Source organism: Desulfocicer niacini (genome assembly GCF_054657595.1).
Window position 1 is genome coordinate 46,719 of the sequence record NZ_BAAHYK010000003.1, and the last position, 18,088, is coordinate 64,806.

At 47.4% G+C, this 18,088-nt stretch carries 13 protein-coding genes; 11 read left to right on the top strand and 2 right to left on the bottom strand.

Features of this window, described 5'->3' with window-relative positions; all coding sequences use genetic code 11:
- Positions 1–213 precede the first annotated feature (213 nt).
- The 7 genes from ACYQ2M_RS02160 (at position 214) to recD2 (ending at position 8,553) form a co-directional block, all read left to right on the top strand.
- A complete protein-coding gene (locus ACYQ2M_RS02160) occupies positions 214–693 on the top strand; it encodes a shikimate kinase (RefSeq protein ID WP_459914665.1) in 480 nt (159 codons plus the stop codon).
- An 80-nt stretch (positions 694–773) separates the two neighbouring features.
- On the top strand, positions 774–1,994 hold the full coding sequence (locus ACYQ2M_RS02165) for an MFS transporter (protein WP_459914666.1): 1,221 nt from the start codon (positions 774–776) through the stop codon (positions 1,992–1,994).
- Positions 1,995–2,189: 195 nt separating this feature from the next.
- Complete coding sequence (locus ACYQ2M_RS02170; RefSeq protein WP_459914667.1) at positions 2,190–2,633, top strand: Hsp20/alpha crystallin family protein; 444 nt, start codon at positions 2,190–2,192, stop codon at positions 2,631–2,633.
- Between the two features lie 24 nt (positions 2,634–2,657).
- The gene (gene lon / locus ACYQ2M_RS02175; RefSeq protein ID WP_459914668.1) at positions 2,658–5,015 is read left to right on the top strand and encodes an endopeptidase La; all 2,358 of its coding nucleotides are present in this window, start codon (positions 2,658–2,660) and stop codon (positions 5,013–5,015) included.
- Positions 5,008–5,805 carry a septal ring lytic transglycosylase RlpA family protein gene (locus ACYQ2M_RS02180; protein WP_459914669.1) on the top strand — a complete coding sequence of 266 codons (798 nt, stop codon included), beginning with the start codon at positions 5,008–5,010 and terminating at the stop codon, positions 5,803–5,805. Before lon ends, ACYQ2M_RS02180 begins: the two co-directional genes overlap by 8 nt.
- A 9-nt stretch (positions 5,806–5,814) precedes the next feature.
- Positions 5,815–6,372, top strand: coding sequence for a D-glycero-beta-D-manno-heptose 1,7-bisphosphate 7-phosphatase (gene gmhB / locus ACYQ2M_RS02185; RefSeq protein WP_459914670.1), 558 nt, complete (start codon positions 5,815–5,817; stop codon positions 6,370–6,372).
- Positions 6,373–6,381: 9 nt separating this feature from the next.
- Positions 6,382–8,553, top strand: coding sequence for an SF1B family DNA helicase RecD2 (gene recD2, locus ACYQ2M_RS02190; protein ID WP_459914671.1), 2,172 nt, complete (start codon positions 6,382–6,384; stop codon positions 8,551–8,553).
- Positions 8,554–8,587: 34 nt separating this feature from the next.
- On the opposite strand, the gene ptsP is transcribed toward recD2, so the two are convergent.
- Positions 8,588–10,906, bottom strand: coding sequence for a phosphoenolpyruvate--protein phosphotransferase (gene ptsP / locus ACYQ2M_RS02195; protein ID WP_459914672.1), 2,319 nt, complete (start codon positions 10,904–10,906; stop codon positions 8,588–8,590).
- Between the two features lie 476 nt (positions 10,907–11,382).
- Between ptsP and ACYQ2M_RS02200 the strand changes: the two genes are divergently transcribed.
- The 4 genes from ACYQ2M_RS02200 (at position 11,383) to ftcD (ending at position 17,041) form a co-directional block, all read left to right on the top strand.
- Positions 11,383–12,825 (top strand): trimethylamine methyltransferase family protein, encoded by a 1,443-nt coding sequence (locus ACYQ2M_RS02200; RefSeq protein ID WP_459914673.1) that lies wholly within the window; start codon positions 11,383–11,385, stop codon positions 12,823–12,825.
- A 266-nt stretch (positions 12,826–13,091) separates the two neighbouring features.
- Positions 13,092–14,564, top strand: a complete 1,473-nt coding sequence (locus ACYQ2M_RS02205; RefSeq protein ID WP_459914674.1) for a trimethylamine methyltransferase family protein — start codon at positions 13,092–13,094, stop codon at positions 14,562–14,564.
- Positions 14,564–15,322 (top strand): histidine utilization transcriptional repressor HutC, encoded by a 759-nt coding sequence (gene hutC / locus ACYQ2M_RS02210; RefSeq protein WP_459914675.1) that lies wholly within the window; start codon positions 14,564–14,566, stop codon positions 15,320–15,322. The genes ACYQ2M_RS02205 and hutC (ACYQ2M_RS02210) overlap by 1 nt, the downstream gene beginning before the upstream one ends.
- 102 nt (positions 15,323–15,424) lie before the next feature.
- On the top strand, positions 15,425–17,041 hold the full coding sequence (ftcD, locus tag ACYQ2M_RS02215; RefSeq protein WP_459914676.1) for a glutamate formimidoyltransferase: 1,617 nt from the start codon (positions 15,425–15,427) through the stop codon (positions 17,039–17,041).
- Between the two features lie 201 nt (positions 17,042–17,242).
- Here ftcD and hutC (ACYQ2M_RS02220) read toward each other — a convergent pair whose 3' ends face one another.
- Entirely contained in the window at positions 17,243–18,019 is a 777-nt protein-coding gene (gene hutC / locus ACYQ2M_RS02220) for a histidine utilization transcriptional repressor HutC (RefSeq protein ID WP_459914677.1), read from the bottom strand.
- Positions 18,020–18,088 lie beyond the last annotated feature (69 nt).

The following is an 18,088-nucleotide window of genomic DNA, read 5'->3' on the forward strand; positions in this document are numbered from 1 at the left end:
TTTATTGTTTTAAATTGTATTTAAGATAAAGCTGATTTATCTCTAACTCGATGGTCCTGTTCTTTACCCTCCCTCGGCTCCCCCGGCCCAGGTGTTATTAAGGTAAAAAACCGGGATCATCGAGTTTTTTTTTAAAAACGATATCATTCAATCAACCTCCAAAGGAGTCTATTGTTAAAAATGTCCAGGCCCAACCTTATATTAACAGGATTCATGGCAACGGGAAAAACCACCGTTGGTAAACTTTTAGCAGAACAATTAAGCTATACCTTTGTTGACACGGATGAACTGATTGTTAAAAAAGCTCAAATGTCTGTTGCCGATATCTTTCGTGAAAAAGGAGAGGCGGTCTTCCGTAAACTTGAATCCGAGATGGCTCTTGAACTTTCACAAAAAGAAGGTTTTGTTATTTCCACCGGCGGGGGGGTTATGTTGAACCCAGTCAATAAAGCAGCATTGAATGAAAAGGGGCATGTTTTCTGTCTGGTTGCCACTGCACAGGAAATTTTTAGTCGTGTTTCAAAACCTTCTGCCATAAAAAGACCTTTGCTTGAAACTGCCAATCCCTTGCAGCGCATTGAAGAATTAATGAAGGAGCGAGAGTCTGCTTATGGTGATTTTACGCAAATATCAACCTCTGGAAAAACCCCTGAAGAAGTTGTCTTTGAAATTTTTGGCCGTTTTCAGGCTTGATTTCATTGGCTCAGAATTTATGACGTGGTAGATGGGTTAACCAAACCCGTTAAAGCCAATCCCGGCAAAGGGAAATAGACATGGATAAACATAAACATAAACATAAAATTCTGGGGACACTGCTGGCAGCCTTTGCAAGTCGTTCTGTTATAAACACCGCCAACCGATTTATATATCCCTTTGCCGCGGTTATAAGCAGGGGACTTGGGGTTCCCCTCACAGATGTGACATCGGTGATTGCCCTGAATCAGGCAACAGCTCTAATAGGTCTTTTCACCTCCCGTTTTGGTGATCGCACCGGTTATAAACCCATGATGATTATGGGCCTTGCTATTATGGTCAGCGGCATGATGTTGGCGGGGTGTCTACCTTTCTATTACAGCTTTGTACTGGCCATGTTTTTAAGCGGGCTTGGTAAAAATCTTTTTGATCCTGCCATTCAGGCCTATGTGGGTACCCGGGTGAATTATAAACGCAGGGGTTTTGTGGTGGGGGTGCTTGAGATCAGCTGGTCTGTGGCAACCCTTGTGGGAATACCCCTGGCAGGCCTTATTATTGCCAGGCTGGGATGGCAGTCCCCTTTTTGGGTTCTGGCAGGCAGTGGTGTAATCTGTCTGTGCATGGTCATGCTGTATATAAAAGATGATTCTAATAAAAAAACATCCAGGGTTGAAAATACGCCATTTTTATTATCCATGGCAGAATTGATGAAAAATCCCCGGGCTATTGGTGCCATGGGATTTGCTTTTTTCGTCAGTTTTGCCAATGATAATCTTTTTGTTATTTATGGAGCATGGTTGGAAAAACTGTTTCATTTTTCAGTGGTGGACCTGGGTCTTGGTACGGCTGTTATCGGTGTGGGAGAGCTTTGTGGTTCTGTGGGAACAGCTCTTCTTGCAGACCGTATGGGATTGAAACGGGCCGTGAAATATGGTGTTTTTTTGTGTTCCCTGGCATATTTACTTATTCCTTTGTCTGAATACTGGGCCGGGGCAGCCTTAGGTTCACTTTTCGTTCTTTTTTTTCTTTTTGAATTCACCATTGTGTCTTTTATTTCCATGTGCACGGAGTTGGTTCCCGGTGCCAGGGCCACCATGATGTCTCTGTTTTTCGGTGCAGCAGGACTGGGGCGGGTGATAGGGGCTGTTTGCGGTGGAATGATATGGCATAATTGGGGGATCAATACCGTTTGTTATATATCTTTTCTATTAAACCTGGCAGCCTATGTTTGTCTGGTGAGGGGGATAAAAAATTGGAATCCGGAATCTACGGGGCTTGACGATAATAAAAAAACATTATAGAGCTCTGTCAGGCATTTGATTAAGGTTTTATTCTATACTTGATGTTTAAGTTTAAATTCTTATTACCAATCCTTTTAACGACTTATTATTCCTGCTTTACAAGCAGGAAGCCCGGTGGTATTCTTTTATCCATTAACTGCCTGTTTTTAATTGCAGTGTTCATTCAAATCAACACAGCTTCAGGAGTTTTCTGTAATGGAATATTTAGAAATTATCTTTGGCGAGGATTTTGATCGTTCTTCACGGGGAGAAAAAGAGGGACAGGATATGTTTCACTCCATTAATCCCATGTTCTGCCTTTCAAAGCGTATCTGGAAACCCCAGATGGACATATTTGAGTCCAGGTATTATATCACCATTCAAGCTGAAATTTCAGGTGTTGAAAAAGATGATATAACCATTCAGGTAAGCAACAAGGCTGTCAAGATATCGGGGAGTCGATGTCGAAAACCACCGGAACACCCGGCCACTTTCAGACTTGCTGAAATTCAGTTTGGCAGATTTGAGCGGATACTTTATCTGCCCACGCTGATTGATGTTAATAATGTTTCAGCGACATACGCCAATGGTTTTCTTGAAATCAGCCTTGCAAAGCTTCCCGTGGAACGAACAGAAACAGTTGAAATATCATACAGATAAAAGCATAATGCATAGGAATTTCCCATGAGTGAACTTAAGTCTTCAGTGAATGTAAATCCAGATCATATACCGGAGATCCTTCCCGTTTTACCCATTGTGGATACCAATCTGTTTCCTAAAATGGTGCTTCCCCTTGTGATCATGCAGGATGAGGCCATCAAGCTTATAGATGAAACCATGGCAGGGGACAGAATGTTAGGGGTGCTGTTATCAAAACGTTCCGATGTATCTTCACGCCATTCTTCAAAGGATCTGCATAAAATTGGTACCGTGGCCATTATATTAAAAATGGCAAAAATGGAGGATAACAAGGCACAGCTGTTGATTCAGGGCTTGAGCCGATTCAAGGTGACTGAATATATAGAAGGTAAACCTTATATTCAGGCAAAGATTGAAATGGTGGAGAGCAGGAATATCAGCGACGATAAAGAAACCCGGGCACTGATGTCCAATGTGGTGGATCAATATGAAAAGATAGTATCTCTGTCTCCGGGATTACCGGCCGAGATCGGTGGCATGGTCAAATCCATACGGGAGCCCGATGTTCTGGCTGATATGGTGGCATCTACCATCAATGCCCCCATCGTTGAAAAACAGAAAGTGCTTGAAATTCTGGATGTAAAGGCAAGATTGACCAAGGTTACCCGACTTGTGAATGACCAGTTGGAAATTCTTGAAATGGGTTCCAAAATACAGACTCAGGTCAAGGAGGATATGGATAAACGCCAGCGGGAGTATTATCTGCGCCAGCAATTGAAAGCCATTCGGGAAGAGTTGGGGGAAAGCGATGATGAAAGCGTTGAAATTGAAGAATATCGTAAAAAAATAGCCTCCAAGAAATTGCCGGAAGGAGCCCAAAAAGAGGCGGAACGTGAGGTGACAAGGTTGTCTCGCATGCATCCGTCCTCTTCTGAATATGTGGTGGCATCCACCTACCTTGATTGGCTTACTTCCCTTCCCTGGGCGGAAAAGTCCAAAGATAAGATGGATATAAAAGCCGCACGGAAGATTCTGGATCAGGACCATTATGGTCTGGAAAAGCCCAAAAAAAGAATCCTTGAATACCTGGCAGTACGAAAACTTAAAAATGATTCCAAGGGTCCCATTCTCTGCTTTTCAGGCCCTCCGGGTACGGGTAAAACCTCCCTTGGTAAGTCCATCGCCAGATCTCTTGGGCGTAAATTTGTTCGTATTGCCCTGGGTGGTATTCGGGATGAAGCCGAAATCCGTGGCCACCGACGCACCTATGTGGGGGCCATGCCCGGAAGAATTATCCAGGAGATTCGCCGGGCAGGAAAAAGTAATCCGGTGTTCATGCTCGATGAAATTGACAAGGTCAACTCCTCCTATCATGGAGATCCCTCCAGTGCGCTTCTTGAAGTTCTGGACCCGGAACAGAATTATTCGTTCACCGATCATTATCTGGATGTTCCCTTTGATTTGACAGATGTTATTTTTCTGACCACCGCAAACGTCCTTCATACCATTCCTGCTCCTTTGCTGGATCGCATGGAGGTGCTGGAGCTGAGTGGGTATACAGAAGAAGAAAAATTAAAAATAGCTACCAAGTATCTTTTGCCCCGGCAGCGCATTGCCAATGGATTAAAAGCCTCAGACATCACCATCAGTAAAGTTGCATTACAGCGTATTATTTCAGGATATACCCGGGAATCAGGATTGAGAAATCTTGAAAGAGAAATTGGTTCCGTGTGTCGGGGCGTGGCAAGCAAGATCGCCCAGGGTGAGGCGGAAAAAATTTCTGTGGGTAAAAATGATCTCCATGAATACCTGGGTCCCATTAGAAATATGGTGGAAAACGGTACCAATATCAATGTGCCAGGTGTGGTTGTGGGGCTTGCGTGGACCCCCGTTGGCGGGGATATTTTATTTGTGGAGGCCACGGCCATGAAGGGCAGCAAGGGATTGATGCTAACCGGACAGTTGGGCGATGTCATGAAGGAATCCGCCCACACGGCCATGAGTTATATCAGATCCCATGCCGATAAATTTAAGATTGCGGAAGATTTTTTTGACACCCACGATATACATATACACGTACCGGCCGGTGCCATACCTAAGGATGGCCCTTCCGCCGGAGTGACCATGCTCACGGCTTTAACTTCCCTTGTTACCGGTAGAAAGGTGAAGGCCAGGCTGGCCATGACAGGTGAAATAACCCTTAGAGGAGAAGTCCTGCCCGTGGGAGGTATCAAGGAAAAAGTTATTGCGGCCAGCCGCTCCGGTATTAAAAATCTTATCCTGCCCCTGTGGAATGAGAAAGATCTGGAAGATATACCGGAGAATATCAGGCAATCTATTTCCTTTCACTTCACTGACAAGATGGATGATGTCATTCATCAGGCCTTGGAGCTGGATGGTTAATTTTTCAAGATCCACATATATTCTTATTTTCATATTCTCCCTTACGGGTATATGGGGTTGCGGTGGATCTCCCTCTGTTCCCGGACCTGGAAAACCCGGAGGATCGGTTATAACGGGTCCATCGGGGGAAAGCCCCGGCCAGAAACCAGGTCAATCGGGAACATTTAAATCCTATAAAATCAATGGAACAACTTATCATCCCCTGGCCCATGCCAGGGGATTTGTTCAAAAGGGCTTGGCCTCCTGGTATGGTAAAAAATTTCATGGTAGAAAAACCGCCAATGGAGAAACATATAATATGTACGCCATGACTGCGGCCCATAAAACTCTTCCCATTAACACTTGGGTCCAGGTGACCAATATGAACAATGGGAAAAAAATAGTGGTGCGCATCAATGACAGGGGACCATTTGTCCGGGGTAGAATAATTGATTTATCTCACACCGGAGCAAAAAAACTTGGGGTGCTGGGTCCGGGAACTGCGCCGGTAAGGATTGTGGCACTGGGAAAAAATGACGGTGGAAAGAGTAAAACCTATATTCCGGTGGATTACTGGAAAGGAGATTTCACCGTTCAGGTGGGTGCATTTTCTATTCCGGCCAATGCCAGCAGGTACCGAGCAAAATTGTCCGCCCGGTATAACAATGCCCATATCACCACCTATAACGATTATCGTGGAATTTTTTATCGCGTTCGGGTTGGAAAATTCAGCCAGCTTGAAGATGCCGAAAATTTCAGCCGGAAACTTATGTCTTCCGGTGTTGACAACGCTTTTCCCGTGGCGGAATAAAGACCCATCATGCCTTGTACCATTTTTCTTGACCGGGACGGTGTCATTAATGTGGATTCCCCGGATTATATAAAAACCCCCGATGAATTTCATTTCATTGACGGCAGTAAGGAAGCCATCGCCCTTCTGACCGCCCATGGTTTTGATATTATTATCATCACTAATCAATCTGTCATCAATCGAAAAATGGTCAGTCCTGAAGGACTGGATGCCATTTTTAACAAAATGATTTCAGTTATTCGTCTGGCAGGTGGTGCTATCAAAGATATCTTTTTCTGTCCCCACATGCCCCATGACAACTGTTCCTGTCGAAAACCTTCTCCCGGTCTGATATTCCAGGCCAGGGAAAAATATAATATTGATATCGACACCACCTGGATGGTGGGAGACAGTGCAAAGGATATTGTGTGCGCCCGCAATGCCGGTTGCCATAAGGCTGTACTGGTGCAGACCGGTAATGGCGAAAAGGCCCTTAAAGAACTTCAAACCCTGAACCAATCTCCGGATCATGTGGTGCCGGATTTAATGGCCGCAGCCATGCTTGTGATGGAAGATGATAACCGGTGATCCTGAATCATGATTATCATTAAAGGTACCCTGGTGCGGATTACCTTTCGCAATGCGGAAAACCACTATACCATCGCCAGGCTGAAAGCCCATGGCACAAAAGAGCCCATTGTGGTGGTGGGACACATGGCAGGGGTGGCCCAGGGGGAAACCCTTTCCCTGGAGGGCACCTGGATTACCCATGTAAAATATGGCGAACAGTTCAAGGTGGAATCCTTTGAGGTGATTTTGCCTGCCACGGTGGGTGGCATTAAAAAATATCTGGCTTCCGGTATTATCAAGGGCATCGGTAAAACCATGGCCGATAAAATAGTGGAGAGATTTCAGGAGAGATCCCTTGATATTATTGAGAATGAGCCCCATCGCCTCCGGGAAATCCAGGGAATAGGAAAGGCAAAGGCCGGGCATATTACAAAAGCCTGGGACAGTCACCATGCCGTTCGCCGGGTCATGCAGTTTCTGCAGAAAAACGGCATTGGTATTTCCCATGCCGCTGCCATTCTTAATTTTTATGGACCCAGAGCCTTCGATATTCTGCAAAAAAAACCATACTGGATCAGCCGTGATATTCCCGAAGCCGGGTTTGAGGTGGCAGACACCATTGCCCTTAACGCCGGTATAAAGCGCGATGATCCCGAACGGATCAAGGCCTGTATCATCTATCTGTTGTTGAAATGGGAATCTGACGGCCATGTGTTTGCCCCGGCTTCCCAGCTGCTGCAGCGGTGCAGCCAGATGACATCTGCCGTGGAAGACGATTTGACCCAGGCCCTGAATGGTCTTGAGAAAAGTGGAGAGATTGTGGTTGAAGCGTCGTTGGACAGTCAAAAAGATGATTCCGTACAAAGCGATGAAAAAATATACATTAAACGGCTTCATCAGGCCGAAGAAGGTATTGCCCAGCGGATCAGAGCCATGCTTACCATTGGTTCGCCTGCCGTTTCAATGGATGAGGATGCCATTGAGAATGAGATCCTTACCCGGCTGGCATTAAAACTTTCCGAAGAGCAGATGGCCGTGGTGAAACAGATTCTTACCCACCGGGTGGTGGTGATCACCGGCGGTCCCGGCACCGGCAAGACCACACTGGTACGATCGGTGTGCGCCGTTTTTACCAAACTGAGACAAAAGGTTCTGCTTGCGGCCCCCACGGGCAGGGCCGCAAGGCGTCTTGCCGAAGTTACGGGTAAAAAAGCATTTACCCTGCACAGAATTTTGCTGTATGACCCCGATGATGCCAGTTTTGGCAGAAACATCACAAATCCCCTGGACATTGATGTGATGATTGTGGATGAGTCTTCCATGGTGGATACCATGCTCATGTATCACCTGGTCCAGGCGGTTCCCATAAATTCCGTACTGATTCTGGTGGGGGATATTTTTCAACTTCCCTCGGTGGGACCGGGAAATGTCCTTTCGGATATCATCCGTTCAGGGGCAGTGAAAACCTTTTCCCTGACCCGGATTTTCCGCCAGGCTGAACAAAGCCCCATTGTGAGAAATGCCCATTGCATCCGAAATGGCCAAATGCCCTGTCTGGATCGAGATAAATCGGATAAAGCCCTGTCAGAATTTTATTTCATTGAAAACAATGATCCCGACCGGGTGGTGAAAACCATTCTAGAGCTCTGCCATGGCAGAATTAAAAAAGCCTTTTCCCATGTGGATGAAATACAGGTGCTGACCCCCATGCATAAAGGAGAGGCCGGTACCATTAATTTAAATCAGCAGCTTCAGTCAGTGCTGAACAAAACCCCTGGGGGAATAAATGCCGGTGGCATGATTTTTAAGACCGGTGATAAGGTAATGCACCTTAAAAATAACTATCAGAAGGATGTGTTTAACGGTGACATCGGCGTGGTGGATGAGGTGATATCATCGGAGAACCGTCTGGTGGTGGATTATGACGGGCGGCTGGTGGATTACGATATCATGGAACTGGACGAACTGACCCTGGCCTATGCGGTGTCCGTGCATAAATCCCAGGGGTCGGAATATTCTGCGGTGGTTATTGCCATCACCACCATGCATTATCCTCTGCTCCAGCGAAATCTTCTGTATACGGCCATGACCCGGGGAAAGCACCTTGTTATTTTGGTGGGTTCCCGGAGGGCCGTGGAAATTGCGTTGAACAACAATAGAACAAATTACCGGTTGTCCGGGTTAAGTGACCGAATTTAAAGATATTATAATGGTAGGCATGATGTCTGTTTTGTCAGCGGGCCAAAAGTCTTGCAATACTGTTTTCGCTGGTCTGCTTCAGAAGCTGTTCCGCATATCTTTGTGCATCAAGAACGGTCCATTGGTTGATGTATTGCTGCACAGCATAGAGAAAATGCTGGTTGACGCTGAGTTTTCGGATGCCGATACCGATAAAAAATGGAATAAAGGCCTTTTCCTTGGCCATTTCACCACACACGGAAATGTCCTTTCCAGCACTGGTGACGGCCGTTGCAATGCGGTTTAAAGCCCTTAATACAGCGGGATGATGTGGGGTATAATAGTCAGCCACCCGGTCGTTGGTGCGATCGGCGGCCAGCATATACTGGACAAAATCGTTTGTACCGATGGAAAAAAAATCCGCCTCCGCTGCAAGATCATCAATGATTTCCACCACCGATGGCAGTTCCAGCATCATGCCGATGCGGGGAAGTTTTGTAAGACCGGTGTTTTTTATTGTTCCGGGCGGGTGTTTTGTGTCTGAATTGTTTAATTCTTCGTAACAGTTCATCACCATCTGTTTTGCCCTTTTAAATTCATCCAGGGAGGAGACCATGGGAAACATGATTCTCACCTCGGTGACCGGGTCCGCTTTGGCTGCAGCCCTGAGGATGGCCCGTATCTGCTGGGCCATAATATCAGGGTATTTAAAGGTAAACCGGATGGAGCGAAGCCCCAGTTCTGGGTTGGCTTCTCCGGCATTGTCAAAGTAGCCCAGCATTTTATCGCCCCCCACATCCAGGGTTCTGATGGTCACCTGTTTTCCTGCCATTTTTGACAGAAGAATATCATACACCCGTGTCTGCTCTGCATCCGATGGGAAATTACTTCTCACCAGAAAGGGAAATTCCGATCGATAGAGACCAACCCCAAATGCATTGAGTCGAACAGCGGAATCCAGTTCTCCCAGTAAATTGATGTTGACCATGAGTGAAATGGGTGTGCCATCTGCGGTGCGGGTCTCTTTGTGGGGAATTTCACCGGGCAGGGGATCGGCTGCCATGGATTTATGAAATTTGGCTTCAATTTCTGGATTTGGATTAAAATAAATATTGCCCACTTCGGCATCCATGATAATGGAAGGATTTCCGGTGATGGAGAGCAGATCCAGGTGTTCGGTGATGAGCATGGGAAGCCCCAGGGAGCGGGCAAGAATGGCCGCATGGGAGGTGATACCGCCCCCGGTGAGAATAATGCCGGCAACCCCCTGCATGGCAAACCGCACTGCTGCCGATGGCAGCAGATCCCGGGCAATTAATATTTTATCTTCATGGCTTGGGTTGCCTTCCTGGCTGGTTTGCATCAGATTTTCAATGAGGCGTACGGCAATGTCTTCCACATCCGCCACTTTTTCCTGGAGATAGGTGTCCTGGCTTGAACCAAACAGGTTCATATATTTACGGGCAACATTGACCACCGAAGATAGGGCAGACTGTCCCTGTCTGGTGAGTTCCTTCATTTTTACGGAAAACCCCTTGTCCTTTAATATCATGATGTGGGCATCAAAAATAAGACTGACAGCTTCCGGGATACGTTGGGATATCTCCTTTTCCAGGGATTCGATCTGGCTGATGGTCCGCGCAATGGCATCTTCCAGGGCAACGATACCTCGGGAAGGATCATCCATGATATTCTGATTACTTCGGAGCATGTCAAGTATGGGATTTTGCCGGGCCAGCATGGCTTTTCCCATGGCCGTTCCCCGGGATGCCACCCGGGCCTGAATGATTCGTGGAAGCTCCTGTTCTTCATCAAAAACCGGCGGGGAGTGGGGATGTTTTTGGAGGGAGTCGTTTTCTTTGACACCCAGCAGTATCCTTGCATTTTGAATGAGCATGGCCAGTTGGGAGGCAATGGAGCGCAACACCATGGCCTCATCATGGGAAAAATGGCGGTTGGCTTGGCGCTGGACAACCATGACTCCGATTCCCCGAGCTCCCTTTAATATGGGAATGGCCAGGAAACATTCAAAGGCTTCTTCTCTGGCACTGGGAAAATATTTAAAATCAGGATTCAGGCTGGCATGATCTTCCAGGATAATTTCCATGGTTTCCATGGCTTTTCCCACAAGCCCTTCGCCCACCTTCATTTTAACCACATCCACTGAATCCGGATTTAGACCTGTGGTGGCCCGGAGTACAAGTTCCTGTTGTCGGGTTTCAAGCAGATAAATGGAGCACACCTCCGCTTTCAGGTGTTTTGCCACAAGACGTACGCACCGCTGTAAGATTTCTTTCGTGTCTGAAACCCCGGAAAGAAGGGCAAACATTTCTCCGGCATCACAGAGCAGTTCGAGGTGATCTTTTTTTTGCATTTTATTTTCCTTTCATCCCCGATGTTTCAGTTTTTTTTATGCCTGTTTTTAAGGCCTGCCCCCCACAGCCGCAACTGGTGTCAATGGTTGCCGGTGTTGTGATCGGTATTTGCCTGTCTGAATAAGAATATATGAGCCCTTGTTATGTGTCAATAGTAGCAGTTCATGGGATAAAAATCGGGCTTGCTCATAACATGGGCCACTTTGGGGTGGGGGGCAGGCTTGTGTTATTGGCGCTGGAACACAGATAATTGTAAAAAGCACAATAACACAACCCTGACCCCGTTGGTTCACCAATTGTGACGGGGGGAGCATGCTGTGACCAAGCCCTGAAAATCCATTACCCCATGAATATCAAATAGTGTGGAACTGATATGAAGGATTCCAGGAAGAAGAATCAAAAGGGTGTTGACATATCTTTAAACTATTTATATATCCTGTATGTACAAGTTGTTTCAATCTCAATAGGGGATATTATGATGGTAAATTTTGAAATCGGGTTTGAGCCACGGCTCACCTTTTTAAGTGAAGAAAATAAAGAAAAACTGTATACATCAGCCCTGGAAATCATGGAAAACACCGGCATGCAGGTACAGCACGATGATGCCTTAAAGTTTCTGACAGAAGCCGGTTGCAAGGTTGGAACCGACGGCATGGTTAAAATACCGTCAGCCTTGGTGGAACAGGCCAGGAGAACGGTGCCCAATAATATTGTCATGTATGACCGAGAGGGAAATCATGCCATGGACCTTGGGGGAAGGCGGGCCTATTTTGGCACAGGTTCAGATCTGATGTGGTCGGTGGATTCAAAAAATATGCAGCGTCACCGAACCTCCCTTGAGGATATCAAACGGGCAGCCAGGGTATGTGATGCTCTTCCCAACATTGATTTCATAATGTCCTTTGCCCATCCCCATGAAGTAAATCCGGCCATTTCCTATCTGGCCAGTTTTAATGCCATGGCCCAGAACTGTACCAAACCCATTGTCAATACCGCCGATGGTCGAAAAGATCTTGAGGCCATGTGGAATATTTCTAAAATTTTACGGGGTGGAGAAAAACAATTAAGGGAAAAACCTTACTGGATTCAGTATGATGAACCCATAAGCCCCTTGAAACATCCTTTCAGCAGTGTGGATAAACTGTTATTCTGCGCGGAAACAGCTTCTCCTGTTATATATTCACCTGCCCCCATTGCCGGGTCCACTGCCCCCATGACCGTGGCTGGTCACATTGTCCAGGGACTTGCAGAATCTTTCACCGGCATGGTGATCCACCAGCTGGCCGCACCGGGCGCTCCCTTTTTAATGGGGATAGGTGCCGCCGTGTTGGACATGAAAAGCAGCCAGTGTTCCTACAATGCACCGGAGTATATGCTTACATACATGGCCATGGTGGAGATGAGTAATTATCTTGATATTCCCAACTGGGGATATGGCGGCACCAGTGATGCCCAGGTTCCCGACATGCAGGCATCCTTTGAGGCCGGTCTTGAGGCCTTCATGTCTGTGTTTGCAGGTTCCAACCTGAACCATGATGTGGGATATCTGGATTTTGGTCTCACCGGCAGTCTGGATATGATCGTGATTGTCAACGAAATGGTGGATCAGATCAGACGCATGTATAAAGGCATCCCCATCAATGATGATACCCTTGCCATGGATGTCATTCCCCAGGGGTTTGCCAGAAGTGAATTTCTTTCCCTTCCTCATACATTCAAACATTTGAAGAATGTGCAGTGGACACCGGAGCTTTTCTTTCGCCAGGGTCATGACAAGTGGGTGGAACAGGGACGTACCACTTTGCTTGACCGGGCACGAATTAAGTTAAATAAAATTCTTAATACCCATAAACCACTGGCCATTGATGCAGAAAAACAAGCGGATATTGCATCGGTGATGGAGGCTTTTTTGAAGTAAAAGGTTTTATATGAAACGCCGTCCAGATGTTTGAAATAATAAGCGTTTCAATCTTCGTTGTGGCAGGTGTTTACTGCCATGTATGTTATAAGAAAGTATAGGCATGCATAACATTCTTTCATGATTCGTTGTGGGCTAATCCGGGTCCAAGATCCCGGTCCGCCCGTGGCGGTTATATTGAAATCATTCATGTCTGTTCCTGAGGTTAAAAAACAAGAGCTTGGCCACACCACATGTGAGCGGACCACAAACAGGGGAAAAAATATATGCTGCAATCTTCAAGAACTGAATCAAGCGCGGTCAGGGGGCTTCAGGTTTTCACCGAGGACCAGATCTGGGAAATCAAACAGGCGGCCTTTGATGTGCTGGAAAAAGTAGGTTTTAAATGCCTTCATAAAGGTGCCGGAAAAATGCTGGCAGCGGCAGGTGCCATTGTAAAAGAGGGTCGTATTCGTATTCCCCGGTATATTGTGGAAGCGTGTGTGGCAACGGCTCCCAAGGGCTGGACCATCTATGATAGACGAGGTAAACGGGCCATGGAGGTGGAGGGAAGAAAGAGCCATTATGGGACATCAACGGCCAGTCCCAATGTGAGAGATCCCTTTACCGGTGAATTTCGGCCCACCCGCTTGTCGGACATTGCCATGGGGGCAAAGGTAGCCGATGCCTGTGAGCACATTGATTTTGTCATGCCCATGGGCTCTTCACAGGATGTGGCTGTCAATACCGCAGATATCAACGAGTTCCCTGTGGTGGTGGCCAAAACTATTAAGCCCATGGTGTTCATCGGTTACTCACCCCTGGGGTGTGAGTATGTGTATGAAATGGCAGCGGTGGTGGCCGGGGGAATGGAAAATTTACAGGAAAAACCCTTTATTATTGCCTATCCCGAGGCCATTGCACCGTTAACCTTCCCAGATGAAATAATTGAGCGTATTTTTATTTCCGCCGATCGTAATCTGCCCCAGCTGCCGGGCTCCACCGTTCAACCCGGAGCCACCGGTCCTGTGACCCTGGCCGGTATGATTGTCCAGATGACTGCAGAATCCCTTATCCATATCACCATTGCCCAGCTGCGTCGCACTGGATGTCCGGTGGCCATGAGCGGTAACGTGGGGGTTTTAAACATGTCTTCGGCCCTCATGGCCATGGGGGTTCCGGAAAACAGCCTGGGACTTGCGGCCCAGGCTGAGGTGGCCCAGTCCTTCGGACTTCCCACCTGGGGGTTGGCCGGTGCCACGGATTCCAAAGCACTGGATGCCCAGGCAGGACTTGAATCTGCTTTTTCAATTTTGAGCCAGGGACTTGCCGGACTGAATCTCATCCATGATGTGGGGTATATGGCGGCGGGCATGGCCTGTTCCGTTGAACAGCTGGTCATGGGTAATGAAATTATCGGTATGACCAAACGCTTTGTCAGGGGGATCACCGTCAACCGGGAGACCCTGGCCCGGGAGGTGATTGAAAGTGTGGGACCTGGGGGGCATTTCCTCCAGCAGAAACACACCATGAATCATTTTAAAAATGAACTCTGGCACGCAAAATTGCTGGATCAGAAACCCATTGCCTCCTGGGAGTCTTCCGGGAAAAAAACCATGGAAGACCGGGTCCGGGAAAAGGTTGTGGATATCATGGAAAAACACACCCCGGAGTCATTGGATGATAAGGTGGTGGCAGAACTCGATCGGTTGCGACGGGAGGCAGATAAAGAGATCCGCAGCAAGGTGGAAAAAGGATAATGTCGCCTTTATCCAAGAGTGCCCCAAAAGCCCTGTATGAACAGGTAAAGGAGTTTATTCTCCAGCAGATTCAAAATCAGGTATGGCTGCCCGATGCCCGGATTCCTTCGGAAAATGAACTGGTCAAGCTCTTAAAGGTTTCACGTATCACCGTTAACCGGGCATTGAGGGAGTTGACGGACAGCGGGGATCTGGTGCGGATTCAGGGGGTGGGTACCTATGTGGCCCATCCCAAGCCGTTGATGGCATTGTTTGAAATGACCGCCATTGATGAAGAGATCATTGCACGGGGAGGAATCTATACCTGTGAGGTCCATCTTGGTGTGGAGGAAAAGGCTTCCCCTGAATTGGCGGCAGCCATGGAAATTGCCATTGGTACCCCGGTGTTTCATTCCATTATTGTCCATAAAAATAGTGGTAAACCGGTGATGCTGGAGGATCAGTTTATACACCCTCTGTCTGCCCCTGATTTCCTGAAACAAGAATTTTCCACGGTTTCTCCTGTGAGTTATCTGTTGCAAACGATTCAGATCAAGGATGTGGAACATATTATTGAAGCATTGCACCCCGATGAAATGGCAAGGCAACTGCTGCAATTGTCCCCCCATGATCCCTGCCTGATATTGCATCGTCAAACCTGGGATAACTGGCGGGTGGCCACCCACAGCCGAATGACCTATCCCGGAAAAACCCATCGTATGGGTGCCCGGTTGAAACCACTTTTTAAAAGATATGTGGAACAGTACGGAAAAAAATAAATGGGTATGGGGCCGTCTTGTGTTATTGATCCGTCAGCTGTGACAGGTGGCCCATGTTGAGACCAAACCCGAATAAAATAATAACGGATAGAGGATAAAAGGATGAAAAAAATAGTTGAGTGTGTGCCTAATTTTTCCGAGGGCCGGGATGAAGTCGTTATTAATGCCATTGCCGATGCCATCCGGAAAACCCCGGGCTGTAGCGTTGTGGATGTGGACCCCGGCAAATCCACCCATCGTACGGTGTATACCTTTGTGGGAGATCCTGAAAGCGTCATTGAAGGTGCTCTTGCTGCAGCTCGGGTGGCTAAAGAAAAAATTGATATGCGTTGTCACAAGGGTGAGCATCCACGTTTTGGAGCCATGGATGTGTGTCCCTTTATCCCCGTTGCTGGGGTGACCATGGAAGAATGCGCCGACATTGCAAGAGCGTTTGGAAAAAGAGCAGCCGAGGAACTCAACGTTCCTTTTTACCTTTATGAAGAGGCGGCAAGCCAGGACTACCGGCGCAAACTTCCCGATGTCCGCCGGGGGGAATATGAGGCCCTGGAGGAACGACTGAAAGATCCCAGATGGAAACCTGATTTTGGTCCCTCTGAATTTGTCCCCACTTGGGGGGCCACGGCCACCGGTGCCAGAATGTTTCTCATTGCCTATAATGTGAATATTCTGGGAACATCCAATCAGGCCCATCGCATTGCCTTGAATCTCCGGGAAGCAGGTCGGGGAGAAGATCAACCCGGGCGTTTAACACAAGTAAAGGGCATGGGGTGGTATGTGGATGAATATAACATGGCCCAGGTGACTGTGAATTTAAACAACTACACCGTCACCCCCATCCATATACTGTATGAAGAAGTGAAAAAAGAAGCCGCTGCGCTGAATCTTGCCGTGGCTGGATCTGAAATTGTGGGGATTGTGCCCCTGGAATCCCTGATCATGGCGGCGGATTACTATATTGAACGTGAAAATCTTTTTATTTACCAGGAGGATCAGAAAATCCGACTGGCCATTGAAAGATTGGGGCTTAATTCCGTTGCCACCTTTAATCCCAGGGAGCGGATTATTGAATACATTGTGGCCGAACCCCCCAATGAACCATTGGCTGGCATGACGGTTCGGGGATTTATTGAAGAAATTGCCGCAAGATCTTCTGCACCGGGCGGTGGTTCTGCCTCGGCTGCCATGGCTGCGGTGGGAACGGGTTTGGGTTCCATGGTGGCCAAGCTCACCCAGGGGGTTCGAAAATTTGAATCCGTGGATGGTCATATGCGAAAACAGATTCCCATACTGCATGAGTTGACCCGAAAGTTGATTCCCATGATCGATGCCGACACCTCGGCCTTTAATGAATACATGGAAGGCCTTCGCATGCCAAGAACAACGGATGCCGAAAAACAGGCACGCATTGCCAAAATGCAGGCCGGGCTTAAGACCGCAATTAATATTCCCCTGGGCACCATGCGTCTGGGCGATGCTGCCTGGGATGCCCTGTGTGAAGTGGCAAGGTATGGCAATCCAGCATCAAAATCAGACACCCAGGTGGGTGCAAGGGCTTTGGAAACCGGGATATGGGGGGCTTACCAGAATGTTTTGATAAATATCAAGGATGTTCGGGATGAGGCATATAAGGTAAAAATTCTTGAAGAAGCCCAGGCCATGGAAGCGCGTTCCAGAAAAAAATGTGCAGAGGTGATGGAAATTCTGGATCAAATATAATCCAGGTGACAAGACAGCGTGTCACAACTGAGAGTAAAAATAGGGCTTTGGTCGTAATTTGGGGTCAGCTGGGGTGTGGCCCATCTTATGACCAAGCCCGAAAATAGTAATATGCTGTCTCACTAAATCTTGGTTGGGACTTTTACAGGATGAGTTTTAAATGGCAAGGTCCGGATTGGTTTCACGTGGAACTTATCCGGACTATGCCCTGCCCTGTTTGGTGACCATATTTCCCGCGGGGATGAATCGACTACCTATTTTATGACGTGATCCTGGGTATATAAAGTTGTTTCTTGTGGCCACGACACCATTTACCCAGGTTCTGCGATGGAGAATCAGACAGGGTTCTTTCCTGGAAATTTCTAAAAGATCACGAATCCAATTGTCCGGCATAACCGCTTCAATGACATGTTCCACCTCCATGGCAGGAGATATTCCCATCAGGTAGTCACTGGGCGTTATCTGGGTAAAATCCTGTTTTAAAAAATTGGGGGCAACGGTGGGGTTGATATAACGATCTGCCAGTTGAATGGGTATCCCATTGTTTTTATGCACCATTACGGCATGATAAACAGGCGCTTTTGATTCAATCCCCATATCTGATGCCACCTCTGGGCTTGCTTTTTCCTGCTGCAACACGTGAATATCACAGGAATGTTTTCCCCCCTGTTTTTTTATCTCCCGGTCAATGGATCTTATTTCAAGAAGTTCTGATTGTGGTTTCTGACGGGCTACAAACGTCCCCACCCCTTGGAGACGGACCAGTTTCCCTTCCGCAGATAATTCACGAAGGGCTCGATTCACGGTCATGCGTGAAACACCCATGGTCTCCACCAGGCTGTTTTCAGAATCTATTTTCATGTCTGGGGTCCAGTGCCCTTTGTGGATTTTTTCCAGGATATAATCTTTAACCTGCTGGTACAAAGGTCTTGGGGAGATGGGTGCCACCATGGATTGTCCCGCGTGTGCTTTAACCATACATACTCCATAATCTATGAACATACAGGGGTGTCACACACTTTTACCCCCTCCTTGATATTTCCAGGA